This window comes from Desulfovibrio sp. OH1186_COT-070, assembly GCF_003860215.1.
Lineage (GTDB): Bacteria > Desulfobacterota > Desulfovibrionia > Desulfovibrionales > Desulfovibrionaceae > Desulfovibrio.
The window spans coordinates 12,024-34,132 of the sequence record NZ_RQYH01000025.1 but is presented as its reverse complement, the minus strand read 5'-3'; the positions used below and the strand labels follow the sequence as shown (position 1 = coordinate 34,132).

General features: G+C 60.7%; 21 protein-coding genes and 1 tRNA gene. 13 read left to right on the top strand and 9 right to left on the bottom strand.

Annotated elements, in window-relative coordinates; translation table 11 throughout:
* Positions 1–232: 232 nt before the first annotated feature.
* The 5 genes from EII23_RS08710 to pyrR form a co-directional block, all read right to left on the bottom strand.
* Complete coding sequence (locus EII23_RS08710; RefSeq protein ID WP_124792997.1) at positions 233–1,120, bottom strand: NAD(P)H-hydrate dehydratase; 888 nt, start codon at positions 1,118–1,120, stop codon at positions 233–235.
* A complete protein-coding gene (locus tag EII23_RS08705) occupies positions 1,108–1,722 on the bottom strand; it encodes a DUF3343 domain-containing protein (protein ID WP_124792996.1) in 615 nt (204 codons plus the stop codon). Before EII23_RS08705 ends, EII23_RS08710 begins: the two co-directional genes overlap by 13 nt.
* A gap of 71 nt (positions 1,723–1,793) precedes the next feature.
* Complete coding sequence (locus tag EII23_RS08700) at positions 1,794–2,024, bottom strand: sulfurtransferase TusA family protein (RefSeq protein ID WP_124792995.1); 231 nt, start codon at positions 2,022–2,024, stop codon at positions 1,794–1,796.
* A complete protein-coding gene (gene yedE / locus EII23_RS08695) occupies positions 2,024–3,118 on the bottom strand; it encodes a YedE family putative selenium transporter (RefSeq protein ID WP_124793001.1) in 1,095 nt (364 codons plus the stop codon). The genes EII23_RS08700 and yedE overlap by 1 nt, the downstream gene beginning before the upstream one ends.
* A gap of 216 nt (positions 3,119–3,334) precedes the next feature.
* On the bottom strand, positions 3,335–3,898 hold the full coding sequence (pyrR, locus tag EII23_RS08690) for a bifunctional pyr operon transcriptional regulator/uracil phosphoribosyltransferase PyrR (protein ID WP_124792994.1): 564 nt from the start codon (positions 3,896–3,898) through the stop codon (positions 3,335–3,337).
* Positions 3,899–4,059: 161 nt separating this feature from the next.
* Between pyrR and EII23_RS13425 the strand changes: the two genes are divergently transcribed.
* From EII23_RS13425 to EII23_RS08640, 10 genes are all read left to right on the top strand, one after another.
* Positions 4,060–4,374, top strand: coding sequence for an IscA/HesB family protein (locus EII23_RS13425; RefSeq protein ID WP_260424665.1), 315 nt, complete (start codon positions 4,060–4,062; stop codon positions 4,372–4,374).
* Between the two features lie 54 nt (positions 4,375–4,428).
* A complete protein-coding gene (locus EII23_RS08680; RefSeq protein WP_124792992.1) occupies positions 4,429–4,743 on the top strand; it encodes an IscA/HesB family protein in 315 nt (104 codons plus the stop codon).
* A 57-nt stretch (positions 4,744–4,800) separates the two neighbouring features.
* Complete coding sequence (mfd, locus tag EII23_RS08675) at positions 4,801–8,262, top strand: transcription-repair coupling factor (protein WP_260424664.1); 3,462 nt, start codon at positions 4,801–4,803, stop codon at positions 8,260–8,262.
* A 180-nt stretch (positions 8,263–8,442) separates the two neighbouring features.
* Positions 8,443–9,384, top strand: coding sequence for a SurA N-terminal domain-containing protein (locus EII23_RS08670; RefSeq protein WP_260424663.1), 942 nt, complete (start codon positions 8,443–8,445; stop codon positions 9,382–9,384).
* A gap of 63 nt (positions 9,385–9,447) precedes the next feature.
* A complete protein-coding gene (locus EII23_RS08665; protein WP_124792990.1) occupies positions 9,448–10,329 on the top strand; it encodes a helix-turn-helix domain-containing protein in 882 nt (293 codons plus the stop codon).
* Entirely contained in the window at positions 10,326–11,075 is a 750-nt protein-coding gene (locus EII23_RS08660) for a DNA repair protein RecO (protein ID WP_124792989.1), read from the top strand. The genes EII23_RS08665 and EII23_RS08660 overlap by 4 nt, the downstream gene beginning before the upstream one ends.
* A 101-nt stretch (positions 11,076–11,176) precedes the next feature.
* Positions 11,177–12,055: a glycine--tRNA ligase subunit alpha gene (glyQ, locus tag EII23_RS08655; protein ID WP_124792988.1), complete on the top strand. Its 879-nt coding sequence runs from the start codon at positions 11,177–11,179 to the stop codon at positions 12,053–12,055.
* Between the two features lie 3 nt (positions 12,056–12,058).
* Complete coding sequence (glyS, locus tag EII23_RS08650) at positions 12,059–14,143, top strand: glycine--tRNA ligase subunit beta (RefSeq protein ID WP_124792987.1); 2,085 nt, start codon at positions 12,059–12,061, stop codon at positions 14,141–14,143.
* A gap of 96 nt (positions 14,144–14,239) precedes the next feature.
* Positions 14,240–14,509, top strand: coding sequence for a 30S ribosomal protein S20 (gene rpsT / locus EII23_RS08645; protein ID WP_124792986.1), 270 nt, complete (start codon positions 14,240–14,242; stop codon positions 14,507–14,509).
* Positions 14,510–14,567: 58 nt separating this feature from the next.
* Positions 14,568–14,644, top strand: a tRNA-Arg gene (locus tag EII23_RS08640).
* A gap of 152 nt (positions 14,645–14,796) precedes the next feature.
* Here EII23_RS08640 and EII23_RS08635 read toward each other — a convergent pair.
* The gene (locus EII23_RS08635) at positions 14,797–15,618 is read right to left on the bottom strand and encodes a phosphodiesterase (RefSeq protein WP_124792985.1); all 822 of its coding nucleotides are present in this window, start codon (positions 15,616–15,618) and stop codon (positions 14,797–14,799) included.
* Between the two features lie 4 nt (positions 15,619–15,622).
* On the bottom strand, positions 15,623–16,966 hold the full coding sequence (locus EII23_RS08630) for an MFS transporter (RefSeq protein ID WP_124792984.1): 1,344 nt from the start codon (positions 16,964–16,966) through the stop codon (positions 15,623–15,625).
* A 272-nt stretch (positions 16,967–17,238) separates the two neighbouring features.
* On the opposite strand from EII23_RS08630, the gene EII23_RS08625 reads away from it, so the two are divergent.
* The 3 genes from EII23_RS08625 to EII23_RS08615 all read left to right on the top strand — a co-directional run bounded on the left by EII23_RS08625 (position 17,239) and on the right by EII23_RS08615 (position 19,921).
* Positions 17,239–18,339: a LacI family DNA-binding transcriptional regulator gene (locus EII23_RS08625; protein WP_124792983.1), complete on the top strand. Its 1,101-nt coding sequence runs from the start codon at positions 17,239–17,241 to the stop codon at positions 18,337–18,339.
* A gap of 173 nt (positions 18,340–18,512) precedes the next feature.
* Positions 18,513–18,788: a DUF2325 domain-containing protein gene (locus EII23_RS08620; RefSeq protein ID WP_124792982.1), complete on the top strand. Its 276-nt coding sequence runs from the start codon at positions 18,513–18,515 to the stop codon at positions 18,786–18,788.
* Positions 18,789–19,000: 212 nt separating this feature from the next.
* Complete coding sequence (locus EII23_RS08615) at positions 19,001–19,921, top strand: diaminopimelate dehydrogenase (RefSeq protein ID WP_124792981.1); 921 nt, start codon at positions 19,001–19,003, stop codon at positions 19,919–19,921.
* Between the two features lie 89 nt (positions 19,922–20,010).
* On the opposite strand, the gene EII23_RS08610 is transcribed toward EII23_RS08615, so the two are convergent.
* Together EII23_RS08610 and EII23_RS08605 are read right to left on the bottom strand one after the other, a co-directional pair.
* Positions 20,011–20,745 (bottom strand): ATP-binding protein, encoded by a 735-nt coding sequence (locus tag EII23_RS08610; protein ID WP_124792980.1) that lies wholly within the window; start codon positions 20,743–20,745, stop codon positions 20,011–20,013.
* 94 nt (positions 20,746–20,839) lie between these two features.
* Entirely contained in the window at positions 20,840–22,075 is a 1,236-nt protein-coding gene (locus EII23_RS08605; RefSeq protein WP_260424662.1) for an alanine racemase, read from the bottom strand.
* Positions 22,076–22,109 lie beyond the last annotated feature (34 nt).

Sequence of the window (22,109 nt, the reverse complement as noted above, 5' to 3'; positions counted from 1 at the left end):
CGACCCGATACGCGAAAAATGCAGCCTCATTCTTGGCCGCTATTCAGATCAGATGTATCTTTTTATGGGCCTCAATCTCGTGACGACACTATCTAGAACCATATTTTTGATTCAGCGCCGTTACTATTTTCAAAAAATTTTTAGCACATCAGAGATATCCTTGATGGCATAGCATTTTTGGGATCCATGCAGTCAGGTACACCACAAAGGCCAGTCTGCAATCAGCGGGTGCTTATCCCAGACAGGCGAGGTCTTTTCCGCAGTCGCGCAGAACCTGCGGCAGGCTTTCCAGCAGTTGCCCCACGGTGGTTCCCGGATCAGGATCATGGGCCTTTGCCAGCAGCCGGGCAAGACGCGCCGCCGTCAGGCAGGCTTGCTCCACAGAAAAGCCCTTCACAAGAAAGGCCGTGACCAGCCCGGTCACCATGTCCCCTGTTCCCCCGATGCATTCCATGGCCGGCACACACGGTCGGGATACGGTGTGCGCCACCCTTCCTCCGCACACAATGAGGTCGCGGGCCCCCTTGATCAGAAGGTTGGCGGGGCAGTTGCCGTGGGCTTGCGCGCGGGCCAGCAGGGCAGGGGCGTCATCCTCTTCCGCCAGCAGAAAGCCCCGTGTATAGAAAGGATGGGGCGCCTGCTCGTCGGCCAGAAAAGCCAGTTCCCCCATGTCAGGGGTGAACAGGTCATAGGCATCGGCATACCCACTCATCTTGGCGGCATACATGAACCCGGCATCAGCCACCATGAGCGGCGGGCGGGGCAGGGCGCGGGCGGTCAGCAGAACGCGGTTGTGCCCGTCCGTATCCGGAAAAAGATAATGGAAGACAAGCCCGGCGGGAGCCATCTCCGCCAGGTGTTCTTCCAGCCATGCGTAGATGGCGCGGCTGCCCGCGCCGTTTCCCGGATCGCCCACCAGAAGCAGGCGGGGCGGCTCCAGCCCCAGTGCGCTGCAAACCGTCAGGGCAGTGGCCGCCAGTGCCGCTGTGCCCCGCTCCACGGGAACTTTGTGCCCGTCGGGCAGGCACAGCATGCCGTTTTGCAGGCTGCTTTGCGCGCGAACTCCCTGCGGGCAGAGAGGCATATCTTCCTGGGGCAGGGTGCCCACTATGCACCACATGCGCTCTGCCTCCGCAATTCCTCAAAGGCTTTTTGCAGGCTGTAGCAGCAGAGGGTGCTGCCCAGCGAGAGGGGCTCCGGGGCCTGGTCAAGGCGAAGGCCGCACAATTTGTGGGCCAGCCACGGCACATCGGGGCAGCCCCCGCCGGAAATGTTCACAATGCGGTTGTCCGTTTTGTCCAGGGTGATCTTCATGTTGGCCGCGCGAACCATGATCCAGCGTCCGCCAAAATGCTTGACCTGAAAAAGGGACACCGGTTCCAGCAGCACGTCCTGGGCGCTGACGACCTGTTGCGGCACCAGGCCGATGCGTTGCAGCGTTTCCAGAACGGCTGCCTGCCGCATCAGGGCAAAAACCACGACCATGTCACAGCCTGTCCGCAACTGCGGCGGCGGCCCTTTGACCTCCACGTCAAAGCCCGTTGCCCGCAACAGCCGTTCCGCTCTGATCACCTCGCCCGTATGGCTGAAGACCAGCAGGCCCCGATCATTGAGGGCCTTGCGTCCGTCAGGAGACCGTATCCGGTGGGCAAGGGCCGCAACGCCCGCACGCAGTTTTGCAAAAAAGCCGTCCGCGCCTGTGTGTCGGCTGGTTGTGGGCATACGGTGTCCTTGGGCATCCCGGCAGGCGAACCGCCGGGATGCCCCGTCAATAGCCTTGGGCGTCGCCAAAGTCAGGACGCCTGGCCGTTTTTTGTCAGTTCCAGGCGTATCACGCCTTCGTCTTCCTGTTGGAGGGTCACGCCAAACCCGTGGTTGCGGGCCGCGCGGCTGACGTTTTCACGGCTGGCGTCATTGTCCACCAGCACGGTAAAGGTTTTGTCGGGATCGGCCTTGGCTGCGTTCAGAAACAAAAGTACGGGTTGGGGGCAGGAAAGCCCTCGCGTATCAATGAGAACAGACATCAGGCGCCTCGCTTGCAGTTGAAAAAGCCGATCATCAGGCAGATGCCCAAACCGCCCAGGGTGGCGGCAATGCCGTGAGGGCCAATGCCCACCGGGCTGGAGGCCATGCCGAAGTTGTGGGCCATGGCTGCGCCCGTGACAAGCCCCAGCGCAAAGACTGCGGCATCGTTGTCTCCTTCACCGGCCATGAAAAGCTGGCGGCCGGGGCAACCGCCCGCCAGGGCAAAGGCCAGCCCCGAGGTGACCATGCCCAGAAAGTTCCAGACATTGTCCGGCTGGGCTACGGGCTGGTTCTCAAAACCCCAGTGGAACGTGCCGAACGCGAGGTTCATGAACAGTGCCGCCGCCAGCATGGCCAAAAATCCCAGGGCCAGATGCCACTGGTTGAAAAGCAGCACGTCACGCACAGCTCCCATGGTACAGAAGCGGCTGCGCTGGGCAAAAAAGCCTACAGCCAGCCCTGCGCCCAGCGAGAGGAAAAAGGGCGCGTGCTGTGCGCCGGGGCCTTTGAGGGAATAAAAGAGCACGCCGCTCTGCGCCTGATCGGGAATCGGCGGGTTGGCCAGAGCAAGGGCCACAAGGCCCAGCATGAGGGCGGGCAGAACAAGGCCGGAAATTTTGCCTTGGGTCTGGCTGCGCCCCAGAGAAAAGCCCATGCGAAAGAAAATTGTGCCCACGCCGACCCCGGCAATGAGCCCCAGCAGGCCAAAGATTGCATGGGCGTCTCCCCCGGCCAGACGCAGCAGAGCCCGCCAGGGGCAGCCCAGAAAAACCAGTGCGCCGATGCCCGCAATGGCCCCCAGAAGAAAGCGTGTTGCCGGTGCGGAGCCGCCGCGCGGCCGGTATTCGCCAAAGGCCAGCGCTGCGCCGAACGCGCCCAGCACCATGCCCATGATCTCCGGGCGCAGGTACTGCACAACGGCTGCCCGGTGCAGCCCCACGGCCCCGGCCAGATCCCGGCTGAAGCAGGCCACGCAGACGCCCATGTTGCCGGGATTTCCGGCCTTTTGCAGCAAAATGGCCAGAACCCCGAAGATGAGCCCTGTGGCCGCAATGCCTGTGGCAGTGGAAAAAAAGTTGAAGCCTGTTTTCATGAACTCCTCCTTCGTGGCGGGCAGTGCCCGTATTGTCCGGCCGGGGCCGGAACTGCGGACGGAGGAATCCAGCGGGTCAGTGCGGGCAAGCGGGGCATCCCTGTCCGAGCCGCTCCCCCCGTCCATATGCGCTCCACAACCGTGGAGCGGATATGCCGATTCAGGTTCTGCGTGCAGACATGAAAACCCCCTTTCCGGGCAGGCAGTTTTTTTCTGTTACCTTGGGGTCGCGCCAGCGCTGCCGGGGCGCTCAAGGCGCACAACGTCTTCGCCGTCACGTTCTGTCAGGAGCACGTTGACCTGTTCCTGACGGTCGGTGCACACAGCAAGCCCCACATAATCCGCATGGATGGGAAGCTCGCGGTGTCCCCGGTCAACAAGGGCCAGAAGTTCCACAGAACTGGGGCGGCCGTAATCCAGCAGGGCTTCCAGAGCCGCGCGGACAGTGCGCCCCGTATACAAGACGTCATCCACAAGAATGACGGTGCGGTTGTCCACTCCTTCGTCAATGCGCGATTGCCCCACATGCGGCGTTTTTCCGGCCAGGCTTGTCCAGTCGTCGCGGTAGAGGTTGATGTCCAGAGTTCCCAGAGGAACGGGGCGGCCGAGACGTTTTTTCAGCAGGCCGGCCAGGCGGTGCGCCAGATCCGCTCCCCGGCGCTGGATGCCTACAAGCATCACATTTTCGCAGCGGGTATGCTTTTCAAGAATCCGGGACGCCAGATTTTCAAGAAGTTGTGCCATTTCTCCGGCGTTCAGAAGGCGGGTTGCCACAGACATTGTATCTCCAGATCGGCTTTGCCTCCGACTGTTTTGCGGAGGTGCATCTATAATAATGTGTGTTTTTTATGTTTTTTGCGGCCAAAGAAAAGCCCGGATTGACAAGTCGGGGGCTTGTACCTATCTAACAGCAACCACAGTCTATTTGGAGGATACAAGACATGATAACATTGACAGAAAGTGCCCGCAAGGAGCTTGATGCTTTTTTTGCCGGCAAAAAGAAGGAGCCCGTCAGGGTATATATGGCGGCCGGTTGAGGCGGTCCCCGTCTGGCCCTGGCTCTGGATGAGCCGAACGAACAGGACAAGACCGAGGAACAGGCTGGCTATACCTTCTGCATGGATGCCGGGTTGCTGGAACAGGTGCAGGGGGTGACAGTGGATTTGAACTATATGGGATTTGTGGTAAGACCTGACGTGCCCTTTGCCGACACCGGCGGCGGGTGCAGCAGCTGCAGCAGTTGCGGAAGCCATTGACATGCAAAACCGCCGCCCTGCAAACAACAATCAAAAAATATCGAGGAATTGACAATGCTTACCGTGACTGACAGCGCTCGCAAGGAGCTTGATGCATTTTTCGAGGGCAAGGAAAAAGCCCCCATCAGGATATACATGGCCGGGGGGTGCGGCGGCCCCCGTCTGGCCCTGGCTCTGGACGAACCGGGCGCGGAAGACAAAACCGAAGAACAGGCAGGCCACACTTTCTGCATCAACGCCGAACTGCTGGAACAGGTGCAGGGCGTGACAGTGGATCTCAATCACATGGGTTTTGTGGTCGAGCCTGCCAATCCTTTCCCTGCTACCGGCGGCGGATGCTCCTCCTGCGCCGGTTGCGGCGGTCATTGATGCCTTACCGGGGGCGGCCACATGCCGCCCCCTTTGTCCTTTCACGCAGATCACGGCATGGATATCAAAACACTGCTTGCGTCCGGAGACAGCAGGATACATCTGGAGCGCAGCGGCATGGTCACCCGCTGCCGCATTGCCTGCGAGGCGCAGGCTGCGGGCCGCACTTCGGTCATTCTCGCCCGCACCCGTGAGGAATTTCATGCTGCCCGCGCCCTGACCACGCTTTTTGCGCCGGAGCTTTCCCTCGGCGATGTTTCCCTGTCCATGCCGTCATGGCAAAGCCCCTGCCTGTTCCTGCCGGAGTTGATCGACTGGCGGGATACGGCCCGGTGGGCCTCGCTGCTGGCGGTATTCCATGCCTTGGCCCTGCCCGGGGCGCACTGCCTTGTGGTCAGCGCCCAAAGCCTTTTGTTGCGTTACATGCCGCGGGATTTCTTCGCCTCCCGCAGTCTGGATCTCGCGTGGGGCAGCGACTGGTCGCCGGATCTTCTGCTGGAGCAGGCTTCGGAATGGGGATACCGGCGTGTGCCCATGGTGGTTCGCCCCGGAGAAATGGCCCGGCGCGGCGATATTCTGGATATTTTCCCTTCGGGCTACGCCCGCCCACTGCGGCTGGAATTTTTCGGTGACACGCTGGAAGACATGCGTTTTTTTGACGCCGAAAGCCAGCGTTCACTGCTGGACTGTGCGGAATTTACGCTGCTGCCCGTTTCTCCTCTGGCTCTCGACGCCAGCGCGCTGGACGCGGCGCGGCATCGCTGCAACGATATGCTGTCCCAAGGGCGCATCAGCGAGAACGACTGCTATTCCTTCAAAAAATCCCTGGATGCCGGGGGAGAAGGGCTTTTGCCCGGCTGCGTGCTGGAAAATCCGAGCCTGCTGGAAGACTGGCTCCCCGCAGACAGCCTCTGGCTTCTGCCCGGCGAAGCGGACAGCGGCGATGCCCTGCTTCAGGAGCGCCTTCTGCTCAAGGAACGGCTTGAGTCGTTGGAAGCTCCTGTGCCGCAGCCCACGTCCCTGGCCTTGCGCAAACGTTCTCTGCCCGCGCCCTGGAACAGCTTTCAGTGCGTCCACGCCGAGCCGCTGGTGGTGGGGGTGGAACAACGCGGGATACGCCTGGCCGAGAGGCCCCTGCATTCCTTTGCCGACCTTTTTTCGCAGCCAGGCGCTTCTGACCGCCCCTGGCAGCACCTTTCCGCTGCTCTCAAGGAGTGGAGGGGCGGGCGGCGTCAGGTGGTGCTGAGTTTTGCCTCGGCCAGAAGCCGGGCCGGATTTCTCAAGCTGGCCGCGCAGGAGGGCATTGCGCCCGCGTTGCGCTACGCGCCGGATCAGGCCGGCCTTTTTGCGCTGGTGTCGCCTTTTCGCCGGGGGGCGGAGCTTGCCTGGGACAATGCCCTGATTCTGGGCGAAGAAATCCTGTATCCCAGGGCGGAAAAGGCCCCCCGCGTATCTTCGCGCGTCTTCAAGGGGCTGGACAGCTTTGACGACCTCAAGCCCGGCGACCTTCTGGTGCACCGTGACTACGGCATCGGCCGTTTTGCGGGCCTGCACCGCCTTGATATGCACGCCGCGGCCAACGATTTTCTGCTTGTGGAGTATTCCGGGCAGGACAAGCTCTATGTGCCCGTGGACCGGCTGGGCCTTGTGCAGCGTTTCAAGGGGGCGGAGGGCAGCGAACCGGCGCTGGATCGTCTGGGCACGGCCGCCTGGGCCAGCGGCAGGGAAAAGGCGCGCAAGGCCATAGAAAAAATTGCCGCCGATCTGGTGGAAATGTATGCCTACCGCAAGGTGACCAAGGGCTTTCGCTATGATCCGCCGGGAGATTTGTATCACGAGTTCGAGGCCACCTTCGGCTTTGAGGAAACGCCGGATCAGGCCAAGGCCATCAGGGATGTGCTGGAAGACATGGACAAAAGCGCGCCCATGGACCGTCTGGTCTGCGGCGATGTGGGCTTCGGCAAAACCGAGGTAGCCCTGCGGGCGGCCTTTCGCGCGGCCTCCGAGGGGCGGCAGGTGGCCATGCTCTGCCCCACCACGGTGCTGGCCGAGCAGCACTACCAGACCTTTCGTGCGCGGCTGGCGGGTTTTCCCGTGAACGTGGGTCTGTTGAGCCGTTTTGTGCCCCGCCCCCGGCAAAAAGAAGTCCTGCGGGCGGCAGAGGCGGGGCAGACAGACATTCTCATCGGCACGCACCGGATTTTGTCCAATGATGTCAAGCTTCCCAACCTTGCGCTGCTCATTCTTGACGAAGAGCAGCGGTTCGGGGTGCGCCACAAGGAAAAACTCAAGGCCCTGAAAAAAAATGTGGATGTGCTCACCCTGACGGCCACACCCATTCCGCGTACGCTCCAGCTTTCCATGTCCGGCATACGCGAGCTTTCCATCATCGAAACCGCCCCCCAGGACCGCAAGCCTGTGGCCGGGGCTGTGCTGCAGCGCGATGACGACGTGCTGCGCAAGGTGCTGGAGCGCGAACTGGAGCGGCAGGGGCAGGTATTTTGGGTGTACAACCGCGTGCAGGGTCTGGAGCGCGTGGCCGAATATGTGCGCGGGCTGGTTCCCTCGGCTCGGGTGGGCATGGCGCATGGGCAGATGGCCGAAGTCGCTCTGGAAGGCACCATGCGCAAGTTCTGGCACGGAGAACTGGATGTGCTGGTCTGCACGTCCATTGTGGAGTCGGGCCTGGATTTTCCACGGGCCAATACGCTTGTGGTGGATCAGGCGCAGATGTTCGGCCTGGGGCAGTTGTACCAACTCAGGGGGCGCGTGGGGCGCAGCGACCGGCAGGCATACGCCTTTTTTGTCGTGCCTGATGCGCGCAGGCTGACTCCGGTGGCGGAAGAACGCCTGCGCGTCATCATGGACATGGACTATCTGGGCGCGGGCTTTCAGGTGGCCATGGAAGATTTGCGCCTGCGGGGAGCGGGAAACATCCTGGGCGAGGTGCAGTCCGGGCACATGTGCCGGGTGGGGCTGGATCTGTATCTGGAAATGCTTGAGGAGGAAGTTTCGCGCCTCAAGGGTACTCCCGGAGCGCTGGTGCCCGAAACCGAACTGACCTTGGGCCTGCCCGCGCATATTCCCGAAACCTATGTGGAGGACGGGCGCGAACGCCTGCGCTGTTACAAGGCCCTGACCTCGGCAGGCAGCGGCAGTGCCCGTGAGGCGGCTGCTCTGGACATGCGGGACCGTTTCGGCCCCTTCCCCGAAGAAGTGCAGAATTTTCTGGCCGTGCTGGACTTCAAGCAGTTTCTTGGCCGTCTGCAAGTGCAGAAGGCCGATGTGCGGCGTGACCACGTGCGCCTGACCTGGCCTGACGGCCAGAGCGCTGTTCAGCCCGAAAGCATCCTGAAGCTGGCGTCTTCCGTGCCGGGGGTGCGCATGTTGCCTCCCGCAGGACTGCATTTGCCGCTGCCGCCAGAAGAATCTTTCTCCGGAGGGCTGCAAAGAATCTGTGCCCTGCTGGAAGGGGTGCGCGTGCCTTCTCCCCCCGCCGGGACGGAATGCCCGCAGTAGCGGGCTGCCGGGCTTTGTGCCGCGTGCGCGCACGGTTGCGCAGTCTGGACGGCGCAGGGCCAGGCGGGGTTTGTCGCGGGTTTGGACTGTTGTTGGCGGCTCTGCTCCCCCTGCATTGCATATGCAGCGAAAGTGCGATATCTGATAAAAAGATAGTATCTGGTATTTTTCTACAGGAGAATGGCTGTGAAAAAAGCCTCCGTTTTGCTGCTGTGCCTCGCCCTGCTTTGGCCCTGTGCCGTGCAGGCCGCTCAACTCAACAAAATTGCGGCTGTGGTCAACGGCCAGGTCATCACCATGTTTGACCTGCAAAAAAATGCCCTGCCCGAATTGGCGCGTGCGCGCCTCAGCCCCGACAATCCCAAGCAGGCCAAGGCAGTGGACGCTGTTCTCCGCAAGGTGCTGGACGTGATGGTCATGGATATCCTCATCGTGCAGGAGGCCAAACGGCTCAAGGCCACCGTTGCCCCGTCGGAAGTGGACGATGAAATCACCAGAATCATGAAGGGCAACAACCTGACCAGAGAGCAGTTCGAGGCACAACTGGCGCGGCAGAAGTCCAGCGTGGCCGAACTGCGTTCCGGCATAGAGAAAAATCTTCTGCGCCAGAAGGTCATGAGCATGGAAGTGGGGCGCAGGGTCGTGGTCACGCCCGATGAAATCAAGGCGTACTACGAGGCGCACAAGGATACTTTCTATGACCGGACGGGCCTGCACATGGGCATTCTGGTCTATTCGCCCAAGGCCAATGCGGCCTCTGTTGCCGCGCAGATCAAATCCGGCTCTCTGGGCTTTGCGGAGGCCGTGTCCAAATATTCCGTTGCGCCCAACAGGGACAAGGGCGGAGATATGGGGCCGGTGGAGTGGGAGCGCCTCAACCCGGAATGGGAAGCCCGCCTCAGCAAGATGAAGCCCGGCGATGTCACGGAAATTTTTGATCTGCAGGGGCACAAGGCCCAGGTGCATCTTTTCCGGCCGGGCGGCGGCGCAGCCAGGATGCTCACTTTTGAGGAGGCCAAGCCCCAGATTGACGCCCGGCTGCGCCAGCCCAAGGCAATGGAGCGTTTTGAGGACTACAGTGCCCAGCTTCGCAGAAAGGCGGTCATTGATATCCGACTGTAGCGTTTGCCCCGGCTCCGCAAAGGGCGGGGGAGCAGGTGTTTCAACCCTTGTTGAGGACGTGTTATGACGTTGGCCGAACTGGGTATGGCTCTGCGCGCCGAGCGCGAAAAGCGTGGCCTGACCATTGACGATGCGGCGAATCACCTGAAAATCGGCGCGCGCCTGTTGCGCGCCATTGAGGACGGCGACGAAGGCTCCCTGCCTCCTCTTGCCTATGCCAAGGGTTTTCTCCGCGCCTATGCGGCCTATGTGGGGCTGCCCGAAGATGCTGTTGCCCCGGTCATCCGCAGGCTGGATGACGAAGCGGAGAGGTTTGTTCCGCAAAGTCCCTATCAGCCGGAAATTCCCCCGGCTTCACGCCGCAATTTCCGTGTTTTTTCCGTACTCTTTGTGCTGCTTTGTCTGGGGGTGGGGGCCTATGTGTTCTGGCAGCAGGGCGCCATGGACTTTCTGGGCCGCCAGACGCGGCGTTTGGCGCAGCCCGCCCCCGTGGAGGAAAGCGTGCCCGCGGATGCCGGGCAAGCCGGCCAGCAGGGAAGCTCCCCCACTTCCTCACAGTCTTCGGGCGGCCAGCCTGCCGACAGGCAGGCCCCTTCCGGCGCACCCGCAACTCCTGCCTCCGCTCCGGACGCAGCGCCCCCGCAGCGAAGCGGCGAAGGCGCTGCAACGTCTGCTCCGGGGGCGGAAGAGCTTCTGGGGTCCCACAAGGTCATTCTGACGGCCATAGCCGAGTGCTGGGTGCATTCCACCGCCGACAACAGCGATACGCGCCAGTTTTCCCTGCGCAAGGGAGACACCTTTGCCCTGACCTTCAGCAAGACGCTGGAATTGAAGCTGGGCAATGCCGGCGGCGTACGGCTGCGCTACAACGGCAAGGAAATGCCGCTGTCCGGGCAGGCGGGGCAGGTGCGCACGATTACCTTTCCTCCTGCCGTCCAGCCATGACCGAATGGGCGGATCGTGCGCTTGTTTTGCGCATGGGGCATTTTCGCGAGTCTGACCTCTGGCTGCGAATGCTCAGCCGTCGGCATGGCCTCCTGACGTTGTTCGCCTTTGGCGGCAGCCGCAGTCGCCGCCGCTTCTGCGGATGCCTGGATATTTTCAATTCTCTGCATTGCAGGGTCAGGGCCGGGCGTAGCGGCTTTCTCAATCTCGAGGAGGCCGTGCTTCTGGGCGGCCCCAGGGTCTTGCGCAAAGACTGGCGGCGCATGGGGCTGGCCGTCAACTGCCTGCGCTTTGTGGAGGCATTGGGTGTGCCGCCCGAAGGGGCGGACGATGCCTATGCCCTGGTGGAAGATTTGCGCGTCACCCTGGAGAGCGCTTCCGTCCTGCCAGCACTGCTGCCGCTTTTTTTTCGTCTGCGTTTGGCCGGGGCTCTGGGTTTTGCCCCTGATCTTGGCAGATGCGGGCTGTGCGGCGCTTCTCTTTCTGGCGGAGGGCAGTTTGTGGTGGACGAAGGCCATGTCCGCTGCGCTTCCTGCCGGGCTGCGGCGGGCGGAGCGCGCTACGGCGTGGATATGGATGCGGACGGGCTTGACCTTTTGCGCCATGTGCAGCAAGAATGGCCGTCCGGCTGGCGGACCGGGGACCTGCCCGCTGCCGTGCGCCACGCCTGTGCGCGGGCCATTGACGGTTTTGTGCAGTACCATCTTGGCCTGGCCTGGGAAGGCGGGCACTTCCGGAAAGTGTAGGGCGGGCCGCGTTCGCCGTTCATCGCAAAGCCGCCTCTTGGCGCGGCTGCGTTGCGGCAATGCCGTTTGGGGTCAAATGCTGCCGAAAACAAGGACAAAATATGTACTTTCAGGATATTATCTTCACCCTGCAAAAATACTGGGCCGACCAGGGCTGCGTTGTGGAGCAGCCGTCGGGTGTGGAGTGTGGCGCAGGAACCTTCAATCCGCACACCTTTTTGCGGGTGATCGGCCCGGAACCGTGGAACGTGGCCTATGTGGAGCCTTCCCGGCGTCCCACTGACGGCCGGTACGGCGAAAATCCCAATCGCCTGCAACGCTATTTCCAGTTTCAGGTGATCATGAAGCCCTCGCCCGACAATATCCAGGATCTTTATCTGGCGAGCCTCGGCGCTTTGGGCATCAGCCAGTCTGCCCACGATATCCGCTTTGTGGAAGACGACTGGGAATCCCCCACCCTCGGCGCCTGGGGTTTGGGATGGGAGGTCTGGCTCAACGGCATGGAGGTCAGCCAGTTCACCTATTTTCAGCAGGTGGGGGGCATTGACCTCTCACCTGTGAGCGTGGAGTTGACGTACGGGCTGGAACGTCTGGCCATGTATCTTCAGGGGGTGGAGTCGGTCTATGATCTGGCCTGGAACAGGCAGGTGACCTATGGTCATATTTACCACCAGAATGAAGTGGAGCAGTCCCGCCACAATTTTGAGGCCAGCAGTGCCGATATGCTGTTGCGCCATTTTGCGGATTTCGAGAGCCAGAGCAGAGCCATGCAGGAACTGGGGCTGCCCTGGCCCGCGTATGACTATTGCCTGAAGTGTTCGCACACGTTCAATCTGCTGGACGCGCGCGGAGCCATATCCATCACCGAGCGCACCGGCTATATCGGCAGGGTGCGGGCGCTGGCCGCCGGTGTGGCCCGCCTGTACGCCGCCCAGCGCGAGGAACTGGGCTATCCCATGCTCACCAAGGATGCGAGGTAAATCGTGGCGACCTTTGTGCTTGAAATCGGCAGCGAGGAGCTGCCTTCCCGTTTCCTGCCGCTTCAGGATGCGGAACTTGCCGGGCGCTTTGCCGCCGCCCTTGACGACGCCGGGCTGGAGTACGGCGGCCTGTGCGCCATGAGTACGCCGCGCCGCGCCGTGGTGACGGTGGAAGACCTCAATCCCGTGCAGAAAGAGAAGGAAGAAATCGTCCTCGGGCCGCCGGTGCGGGTGGCCTACGATGCGGAAGGCAGGCCCGGCAAGGCTCTGGAGGGTTTTGCCCGTACCGTGGGCTGCTCCCCTGAGGAAATTTTCCGGCAGCAGACCGACAAGGGCGAATATGTGGCCGCGCGCAAACGTACGGGCGGCGGATCCGCTCTGGACATTCTGGCGGCCATCTGTCCGGAAGTCATCACGGCCCTGCCCTTTGCCAAGCGTATGCGCTGGGGCGCATATCCCGTGGCGTACGCCCGCCCCCTGCGCTGGATACTTGCCCTGCTGGACGATGTGGTGGTGCCTTTTGCCGTTGGCCCGGTAACAGCAGGGCGGCAGACCTGGGGACACCGCGTTCACGGTCCCGGCCCCTTTGTGGTGGCTCATGCCCGGGATTTTGCCGAAGTTCTGGCCAATGCCTGCTCCGTAACGCTTGATCCCGCTGCCCGGCGCGCAAAAATTGTGGAGGCCGGCGACAGTCTTGCCAAGGGCGTCAGCGGCACAGTTCTCTGGAAGGACGACCTGCTGGACGAGGTGCAGGGGCTGGTGGAGCATCCCGTGCCCCTGCTGGCGGATTTTGATCCCGCCTATCTGGAGATTCCGCGGGAAGTGCTGCTGACCAGCATGGAAAGCCACCAAAAGAGTTTTGGCATTGAAGGGGCGGACAAAAAGCTGCTGCCGCACTTTCTCACGGTGCTCAATATTGCGCCCGAAGACATGGCGTGCGTCAAGCAGGGATGGGAGCGTGTGCTGCGCGCCCGCCTGGAGGACGCCCGCTTTTTCTGGCATGCGGACTTGCGCGACGATTTTGCGACATGGCTGCGCAAGCTGGATTCTGTAATCTTTCTCGGCAGCCTGGGCAGCATGGGCGACAAAACCCGGCGCCTCGAAGCCCTGTGCCGCTGGCTGGCCGAATGCTGCGCGCAGGACATGGTCGAAGACACTGCGCGCGCCGGGCGTCTCTCCAAGGCGGATCTGGTCAGCGGTCTGGTGGGCGAGTTTGATACGCTTCAGGGCATCATGGGGGGGATCTACGCGGAGCGCAAGGGCGAGAGCCGCGCTGTGGCTCAGGCTCTTGCCGAACAGTATCTTCCTGCCGGGCCGGATTCGCCGCTGCCCCGCAGTCTGTGCGGTGCGCTTCTGTCGCTGGCCGACAAGGCCGACACTCTTGTCGGCTGCTTCGGCCTGGGCATGATCCCCACAGGCACGGCGGATGCCAACGGCCTGCGGCGGTGTGCTCTGGGCATCATCCGCATTCTGCTGGACTTCGGCCTTTCTCTGGACGTGCGGCAGGTTTTTGCCAAAGCCCACAATCTCTACGGTGACAGGCCGTGGAAAATGCCCGCCTCCGAAACGCTGGACAAGCTGATGGAATTTTTTGTCGCCAGGCTGCGCAACTATTTCCTGACCCAGGGACGGGACACGCTGCTGGTGGACGCCGCGCTGGGCGCGGGCACGGAAGATGTGCGGGACTGCGCGGCGCGCCTGTCGGCTCTGGTGGTCTTCAGCCGTGAGGAAGGCTATGCCGATGCGGTGCAGACCTTCAAGCGCGTCTCCAACATTCTGCGCAAGCAGGCGGATTTGGCGGAACTGCCCGGCCATTGGGATCCCTCCCTGCTTCAGGAAGATGCGGAAAAAGCGCTGGCCGCCACGCTGGAGAACCTTCTGCCCCGTCTGGACAGCCTGTGGGCCGCGCACAATCACACGGCTGCCCTGGCCTGCCTCAACGACGTGCGACCTGCTGTGGATGCCTTTTTCAACGGGGTCATGGTCATGGCCGAGGACGAAGCCTTGCGCCGCAACCGTCTGACCATGCTGCGCCTGTTGGGCGAACGCTTTGCGCGCCTGGCGGATTTTGCCGCCCTGCAAATGTGATTTTGTGCTTGACAGTTTCTGGCTGTTGGGGCAAATACATTTTTTCGGAACGAAAAATATGGCAGGGGCCTATGCCCCGAGAGAGTGGAGGATACAGTGGCCAACCACAAGTCAGCCGTCAAACGTCACCGGCAGAGCATCCAGCGGGCAGCCCGCAACCGCGCTGTCCGTACGCGCGTCAAAAATGCCGTCAAGAGCGTGCGTGCCGCCATTCAGAACAACGATCAGCTTCAGGCCGGTGAAGCTCTGGGCGTGGCCTCGTCCGTTTTGGCCAAGGCTGCGGGCAAGGGAGCCCTGCACTGGAAAAAGGCTGCACGCAAGGTTTCGCGTCTGGCTCGCGCCGTGAACGCCATGAAGGCTGAGTAGCGGAGAAAAAGGACGCTTGACGTTCATTCCCCCCATACGATAAAAAATAGAGATTGATGCGCTCGTAGCTCAGCTGGATAGAGCAACAGGCTACGAACCTGTAGGTCAGGAGTTCGAATCTCTTCGAGCGCGCCACTTTTCAGGGCTTATGGCAGAAATGCCGCAAGCCCTTTCTTTGTTTTTACCGCAATTTCAAAGGGGCACCAGAGAGATAAAAAAGCAATGCCTCTCCTGTTCGCCTGTGCAGTGCAAGGCGGGCACGGGGAGGCGTGTTCTGTGCCGCAGCCCTATTGGGTGGGATTGACCGAACCGACGAAGGGATACGGCCCGGCAAACGTGGCCTGTACGGCAATCTGGCAGACGTGGGAATTCCACACGCCGTTGTCGAAATGGTGCAGCAGATAGCCCGGCGTCTCCATGCGGAAGGTGTCGCCGCCTCCGGGCGAGAGGTCAAGGTCTATCTGCATGGAAACTGCCGGTGCCGTCATGGCTGTACGCCCGTGCCACTGGGTTATGATCGGACGGTGCATATGCCCGAAACACAGACGTAACTGCGGATTGCGCGCGACAATGGCTCCAAGGCGCTCCACATTCTCGAAAGGTTCGTCCATTGCTCCCATGCCTGTGAGGAACGGAGGGTGGTGCATGAAGAGCAGGGTGGGTGTATCGGGGCGCTTTGCCAGTTCGCGTTCAAGCCAGTCACCCGTTTGGGCGTGCAGATGCCCGGAGTGGGATCCGGGATGCATACTATCCATCAGTACCAGCCGCAGGTTTTCTTTTTCCACTGTATGGCAGAGGTAGGGTGCGATATCCTCCTTGGCCGGGCACCAGTGTGGTATGACCGCGTGCATGCGGTCGCGCCTGTCGTGATTCCCCGGTACGGCATGGACGGGAATTCCAAGCTGCGTCAGCGTGTCGCGCAGAATGTGGTATGCGTCCAGATCGCCGCTGTCGGCCAGATCTCCCGTAATAACGACGATGTCAGGCTGTTGTTCCAGACTTTTCAGATGATCTGCTGCTTCATTCAGGCAGCGTCGGGTATCCACCACCCCGAAGGACAATTTGTGGTCGCCCCGCAGGTGCGTGTCTGACAGTTGCAGTATGCGCATGGGGTTACTCCTGCGGGGAGCCCGCAGTCCGCGCCGCGGCCCTGTCGTGTCGTGCCTGGATTGTGAAGGCGGAGAGTGCGCTGGTGGCCGCAGCCACGAGCACAAATATGCAGATATACAGGGGGTCGCCGTCATTCCATTGGATCAGGGCTGTGCATACGCCGGGCACGATACCTGCGACAAGAAAACCCGGAAACTGGTAGACGATGGAAATTCCCGTGTACCGCACCTCAGCCGGAAACAGGTCTGAAAACAGGGCGGCCTCGGGTCCGAAAACACCCGCATAAAAAATGCTCAGGGGGATGGCAATGGCCAGACCGATGAGGAGCATGTTGCCGCCACTGCTCTGCATAAGCCAGAACGAGGGAAAAATGGAGATGCCGCAGGCAAGGCTGGCGAGGCCGTAGACGCGCCCCCGGCCAAAACGGTCGGCCAGGCGGCCTGCGATCAGGATGAAGGGGCACATGAGCAATGCCGCGAGCATCACCGCAGTCAGCGCTTCAGTGCGTGAGGTTTGGATCTGCTGCACGAGATAGGTAATGGAAAATACCGCCAGAACATTGAAAAATACGCCGTCTATCCACCGGGCGCCTACGCCCAGAGCAATGTTTCCGGGATAATTTTTGAATGCGGTCACAATGGGCAGGTTTTTTTTGCGGGTGTCGCCCTTGGCTTCCGCCCTGCGGAATTCGGGAGTTTCCAGAATGTGCATACGCACATACAGGGCAACGCCGATGAGAACGATACTGAGCAGGAAGGCGATTCGCCAGCCCCAGGCAAGAAACTGGTCGTTGTCCAGCAGCCATGAAAGCAGGGCCACCATACCGGAAGAAAGGCACAGCCCGGTGGCAAGGCCCATCTGGGGAATACTGGCATAAAAGGCTTTCTGGCGTTCGCTGGCGTACTCATAGGTCATGAGCACAGCACCGCCCCATTCCCCGCCAAGCCCAAGGCCCTGACACAGGCGTAGCGTTTGCAGGATGATGGGCGCGGCAATGCCGATGGAGGCGTAGGTCGGCACAAGGCCAATGCCCACGGTGGCAATGCCCATGATGAGCATGGTGAGAATGAGCATGCGCTTGCGCCCCAGTTTGTCGCCGTAATGCCCGAAAAGAAAGCCCCCAAAGGGCCGCGCAAGATAGCCGATGGCAAAGGTGCTGTACGCCAGAATGGTGCCCATGAAAGGATCGGTGGTAGGAAAGTAGAGCTTGTTGAACACAATGCCTGCCACCACGCCGTAGAGGAAAAAATCATACCATTCAATGGTGGCGCCAAGCAGGCTGGCGATAACGACTTTGCGCATTTCACTTTTGGAAGGAACATATTTTTGCTGTGAGCGGTCGTCCATACAGGCATCCTCCGGGGCGGCAATGTGTGCGCCATGTTGGCAGGTTAAAATTTTACTGATTTTTAGTATGCTGAGTCCAAAAAATAGTTTTTGTTAATTTTATCCATCTCTCGTGTTTACTCTATGATAAAGCGCATCTTACCGTGGAAAAATTTTTTATGTCAATTAAATTTTTATTAAAATATATTTCTGTGCCTGACGGATGTCGAAGTTTTGGCACGCTTGCCATGTACCTTGCGGTGTGGGACAGTTGGGCCAGACAGGAGGTTTTCATGACGGCAGGGACAGGCGACAAGGAGAAAAGGTCGTCCGGCACGAAAAAGGTCACGCTGGCGCATGTGGCGCAGGCTGCCGGAGTTTCCCCGGCGACGGTGTCCATGGTGCTCAACAGGCGTGACGGCGTTTCGTTTTCCGACGAAACCGTTGCCGCCGTTTTTGCGGCTGCCGAGCGTCTGGGCTACCGCAGTGCGGGGCGCGCTGCCGGTTACACAAGCATCCCGTCAGTGCTTATCGTGGCGCCCAACATCACAAATCCCTATTATTCCACGGTCATTCAGGCAGTCCAGCAGGCTGCCAGTCACAGGGGATATGCCACCTGCATACACACAACCTATCGCAGCCTTGCAAGCGAACTGGCGGCACTGCATCTGGCGCGCAGCATGGGCATGTCGGGCATTATTTTCGCCATGCTGGCCCATCCGCAGGAAGTGCTGGAAAAAGTCGACGGGAAGCTGCCCGTGGTCGTTATCGGTGACAGGCGGCAGAACCTCAATACAGACGCCGTGGAGTTGGACAATTATGAGGCCGGAAGCCTCGTGGCCCGGCATATGCACGAATTGGGGCATCGGCATCTGGCCTATATTTCAACCACCCTGGACCGGGCCAACCCCATCCGCACGCAACGCTTGCAGGGCTTGCGCGACACTTTTTCCCGGCTATGCCCGCAAGGCGGCATTCTGGTGAAAAGCAGAGACATCAGGCCGGAAACAGAACTGGAAAATTTGCAGATAGAATATGTTATCGGGCAGGAACTGGCGGAAAAGTGCCTTGGCGAGAAAAAAATCACCGCCTTTGTAGCCATGAACGACATGCTGGCCTATGGCGTGATTGACGCTGTGCGCGGGGCCGGATTTTCCGTTCCTGCGGACTACAGCGTATGTGGTTTTGACAACATTTTCCCTTCGGGCTTCGCCGGCGTGGGCCTGACTACGGTTGAGCATTATATGCGCGACAAGGGGCGCAATGCTCTGGAAATTCTGCATGAAAAAATCAGGGGGCTTGCCTTCCGGCGGAACATAACCCGGGTGGAGTACGGCCACAAGCTCATTGTGCGCGGGTCCACTGCGGCGCCGCGTAGGGCTTCTGCGTTCTGAAAAGGCAGACGAACCGTGCCTGCGGCGGCTGTGCAAAAAATGCAGAACCGGGCATCTTGCCGAAGAAAAATGATTTTCTCTGTACTTTTCTGTTGACATTGAAATCCTTTTTCAATTAAAGAAGGAACCAAGGGCGTCGCTTGGTATGTCTGCGACGCAAGAAGGAGGTTCACATGTGCGTCACCCTTATCGGCGGAATGGATCGTCTGCACAAGGAATATATTTCTGCTGCTGAAGAGCAGGGCCACTCCCTGAAATGTATTGCTCGCAACGAGCGAAATTTTGTGAATAAAATCGGAAACCCTGACGCCATGATTGTCTTTACCAACAAAATTTCCCATGAAGCCCGGCGCAAGGCTGTACAGGTTGCCCGTTCGCGCAATATTCCCCTCCAGATGGTGCACTCCTGCGGTGTATCTTCTTTGCGGGAATGTTTGAGCGATTTTTGATGCACAGTATTTTTTGCGCCTGAAACCTGCCGAAGGCAGTTCTGTGTGCAGGGTTTGCCGAAAATCGGCGCGCCTGCGGGCTTTCCTTCCTGGTTGATTTTTTCCCCGTGAAGTGTTTTTTTGCGGAGTATTTTTGAACTGTCGGTGCGGTTCAGGGATGCTCCGCATCCTTGTTGCGCAACGGAAAAAATGCCAACAGCCGGGAGGCGCATATGGCGATCAAAATAGCGGTACACGGGTTGGGAAATATCGGCAGGGCTGTCATTGACTGCCTGCTTGCGTCCGGGGACTGTCAGTGCCTGGGTGTGGTGCGCCGGGCTTCTTCGCTGGGCACGCAGCCTTTTGCCCTGCAAGGCGTGCCGGACTATGGCTCTCTTGAAGATCTGACGGCCGTCGGGGGAAAGCCCGATGTGATGATTTTGTGCGGTCCTTCCCGCAATGTGCCTGCCGATGCCCGCATGTATCTGGCAAAAGGCATCAACGCTGTGGACAGCTTCGACATCCATGCGGAGATCCCCCAACTGGTGGCGGATCTGGATGCAGCGGCCAGGGCAGCGGAGGCTACCTGCATCACGGCTGCGGGTTGGGATCCGGGAACAGACTCGGTGTTCCGCGCTCTTTTTGAAGCCATGACGCCCACAGGAACAACCTTTACCAACTTTGGCCGAGGACGCTCCATGGGGCATTCTGTGGCGGCGCGCTCTGTTGCCGGGGTTGAAAATGCCTGCGCCATCACCATCCCCCTGGGCGGCGGCAGGCATTCCCGTCTGGTCTATGTTCTCCCTGCGGCCGGGGCCTCCTTTGAGGACATCCGGCAGAAAATCGCCGCTGATCCCTATTTCAGCAGTGATCCGCTGGACGTGCGCCAAGTCGGCAGCCGGGAAGAACTGGATGCTGTGGCCGACACCTCCCACGGTGTGCTCATGGAGCGCATCGGTGCTTCCGGCAGTGTTGCCAACCAGCGCTTGCAGTTTGACATGCGCATCAACAATCCGGCCCTGACGGCCCAGGTGCTGGTGGCGTGCGCGCGGGCTGCCACGCGCCTTGCCCCCGGCTGCCATACGCTCATTGACGTGCCCCCCGTGGCCCTGCTGCCCGGCGACCGCATGAAAAACATTGCCAGACTGGTATAAACAGCGGGAGGCCTTTGGCCTCGCGCAAAAGAGCGCACACCGTCTGGCATAGCGTCAGGCGGTGTGCGCTCTCTTTGTGGTGCCTGAAATTACCGCGCGCCCAAGGGCGACAAGCCCTCTGCCGGCATTGTGAGCAGCTTGCCTTCGGGGGTAATGGTGACCACGCTGAAGTCCACGGCCTTGCCGCACTTCTGCACGGCCCGTGCTGCGGCATCGGCAATGCCGCCACAGCAGGGCACGCTCATTCTGACCACTTCCAGCGAGGCGATAGTATTGTCCGTCAGGATGGCGGTCAGTTTTTCCGCATAATCCACGGGATCAAGCTTGGGGCAGCCAATGAGTGTTACCTTGCCTGCCATGAATTTCCGGTGAAAGGAGGCAAAGGCAAAGGCCGTGCAGTCCGCTGCAAGCAGCAGGCGCGCGTTGTCAAAAAAAGCGGCGTTGGTCGGTACAAGGCGCAGTTGCACCGGCCACTGCCCCAGACAGGATGGCTGGTCAGCCCCGGTATCCGCAACCGGCGTATGCTGTACGTCAATCCGCCTGCTCATGCTGCCCGGGCAACCGCCGGAAGGAGGCGTTTTCTGGGCTTTGCGCATGTTTTCCAGCACTGCCTGTTCGTCATACGGCAGGGCCTCGCGCACTTCAAAACTGATGGCGTCGGTGGGGCAGGCCGGCAAGCAGTCTCCCAGGCCGTCGCAATAGTCATCGCGCAAAAGGGCGGCCTTGCCGTCCCGCATGACGATGGCCCCTTCATGGCAGGCGTTGACGCATGCGCCGCAACCGTTACATTTTTCCGCATCAATGCGAATGATTTTGCGCAGCATGTTTTTTCCTTTGGCAGAGCATGTCTGTATGTTTTCGGATACGCCAGGCCACTCCTTCCGCCCTTTGCGGAGAAGTGGCAAGAGCAGAAATATTTCACCAGCCCCTGAAGCGTGGCCAGGTGGTTGTGATTTCGTTGCCGTCCGGCCCGAGCACATGGTATCGGTCATGTTGCGTAGCGGTAGCGCAGGCGTGGACGGGCAGGATGCGCAGCCGCGCGCCCACAGGCAGGTGGGGCATGCACGCCGGGTTGCGGCAGGCCACGATACCGTGCTCCTGATTGGCGTCAAGAACTGTCAGGCCGGGCAGGGGAACGCCGTTCAGGTCGCAGACCATGCCCAGCCCCTGGCTTTTTTCCTGGGAATCTGTGCCACGGTCGGCGGAAAGGGCAGTCCATCCGGCATCAATGATGATCCAGCCCTTGCTGGGTTGATGCCCGATGACAGTGGCCAGCACGGAAAGGGCAATGTCTTCATGCCTGCATACGCCGATACCGGCCTGCACCAGGTCAAAAAAGACAAACACACCGGCCCGGACTTCGGTCAGGCCATGGCGGCTTTGTGCAGAAAAAGCCGTGGGGGTGGAGCCTGCGCTGACCACAGGGCAGGCATGTCCGGCGGCACGCAGAATGTGCGCCGCGCGCGTTGCGCAGGCCCGCTCGTTTTCTGCGGCGGCGGCCAGCGCCGCCTTGCCCCGCGCGTGGTAGCTTTCGCCCGCATGGGTCAGTACCCCCAGCAGAGGGGCTGGGGCCAGTCGGGAAGCAATGTCCAGCAGGAGTTCGTGATCGTCGGGGCACACGCCGGACCGGTGGCCGTCACAGTCCAGTTCGACAAGAGCCGGAATGGGCAGATGTCGTCGGGCAAAATCCGCCACGGCTTCGGCCTGCTCCACACTGTCCAGAATCACGCTTACAGTGGTCCCCTGCCTGTGGAGGGCGGCCACACGGGGCAGCTTGCAGGGGGTGATGCCCACAGCATAGGTCAGGTCGGTAAAGCCCGCCTGCGCAAAAGCCTCGGCTTCAGCCAGGGTGGATACCGTGGCCGGGCCGTGCCCGTGGGCAAACATCCGCCGCGCCACATCCACGGACTTGGCTGTCTTGAGGTGGGGGCGAAAGCCTGTTCCCGTGGCTTCAAGGCTCTGCCGCAAACGGGCGATATTGGCGTCCATTTTTTGGGGATCCAGAAGCAGGCAGGGCGTATCCACTGCGGCCAGGGAACCGGCCGGGGTGAACAAGCCCTGATGGGAGAGGTTGGTCATGGCAAAACCTTGTGCGGAGTTTCTGCGGGCTTGCTGTCCCTGCGGCCACGTTGCGGGCAGGGATGTTTTGCCCATATGCCATATGCGGCATCTGCTTGCAACTATTTCC

Bases quoted from the DNA above. Each gene is read 5' to 3' on its own strand.
- yedE (WP_124793001.1), bottom strand. From the start codon at position 3,118: ATGAAAACAGGCTTCAACTTTTTTTCCACTGCCACAGGCATTGCGGCC.
- EII23_RS08635 (WP_124792985.1), bottom strand. From the start codon at position 15,618: ATGCGCATACTGCAACTGTCAGACACGCACCTGCGGGGCGACCACAAA.
- EII23_RS08700 (WP_124792995.1), bottom strand. From the start codon at position 2,024: ATGTCTGTTCTCATTGATACGCGAGGGCTTTCCTGCCCCCAACCCGTA.
- EII23_RS08630 (WP_124792984.1), bottom strand. From the start codon at position 16,966: ATGGACGACCGCTCACAGCAAAAATATGTTCCTTCCAAAAGTGAAATG.
- EII23_RS08620 (WP_124792982.1), top strand. From the start codon at position 18,513: ATGTGCGTCACCCTTATCGGCGGAATGGATCGTCTGCACAAGGAATAT.
- pyrR (WP_124792994.1), bottom strand. From the start codon at position 3,898: ATGTCTGTGGCAACCCGCCTTCTGAACGCCGGAGAAATGGCACAACTT.
- EII23_RS08705 (WP_124792996.1), bottom strand. From the start codon at position 1,722: ATGCCCACAACCAGCCGACACACAGGCGCGGACGGCTTTTTTGCAAAA.
- mfd (WP_260424664.1), top strand. From the start codon at position 4,801: ATGGATATCAAAACACTGCTTGCGTCCGGAGACAGCAGGATACATCTG.
- EII23_RS08665 (WP_124792990.1), top strand. From the start codon at position 9,448: ATGACGTTGGCCGAACTGGGTATGGCTCTGCGCGCCGAGCGCGAAAAG.
- EII23_RS08625 (WP_124792983.1), top strand. From the start codon at position 17,239: ATGACGGCAGGGACAGGCGACAAGGAGAAAAGGTCGTCCGGCACGAAA.
- EII23_RS08615 (WP_124792981.1), top strand. From the start codon at position 19,001: ATGGCGATCAAAATAGCGGTACACGGGTTGGGAAATATCGGCAGGGCT.
- EII23_RS08670 (WP_260424663.1), top strand. From the start codon at position 8,443: ATGGCTGTGAAAAAAGCCTCCGTTTTGCTGCTGTGCCTCGCCCTGCTT.
- EII23_RS08605 (WP_260424662.1), bottom strand. From the start codon at position 22,075: ATGGGCAAAACATCCCTGCCCGCAACGTGGCCGCAGGGACAGCAAGCC.
- EII23_RS08660 (WP_124792989.1), top strand. From the start codon at position 10,326: ATGACCGAATGGGCGGATCGTGCGCTTGTTTTGCGCATGGGGCATTTT.
- EII23_RS08680 (WP_124792992.1), top strand. From the start codon at position 4,429: ATGCTTACCGTGACTGACAGCGCTCGCAAGGAGCTTGATGCATTTTTC.
- EII23_RS08710 (WP_124792997.1), bottom strand. From the start codon at position 1,120: ATGTGGTGCATAGTGGGCACCCTGCCCCAGGAAGATATGCCTCTCTGC.
- glyQ (WP_124792988.1), top strand. From the start codon at position 11,177: ATGTACTTTCAGGATATTATCTTCACCCTGCAAAAATACTGGGCCGAC.
- EII23_RS08610 (WP_124792980.1), bottom strand. From the start codon at position 20,745: ATGCTGCGCAAAATCATTCGCATTGATGCGGAAAAATGTAACGGTTGC.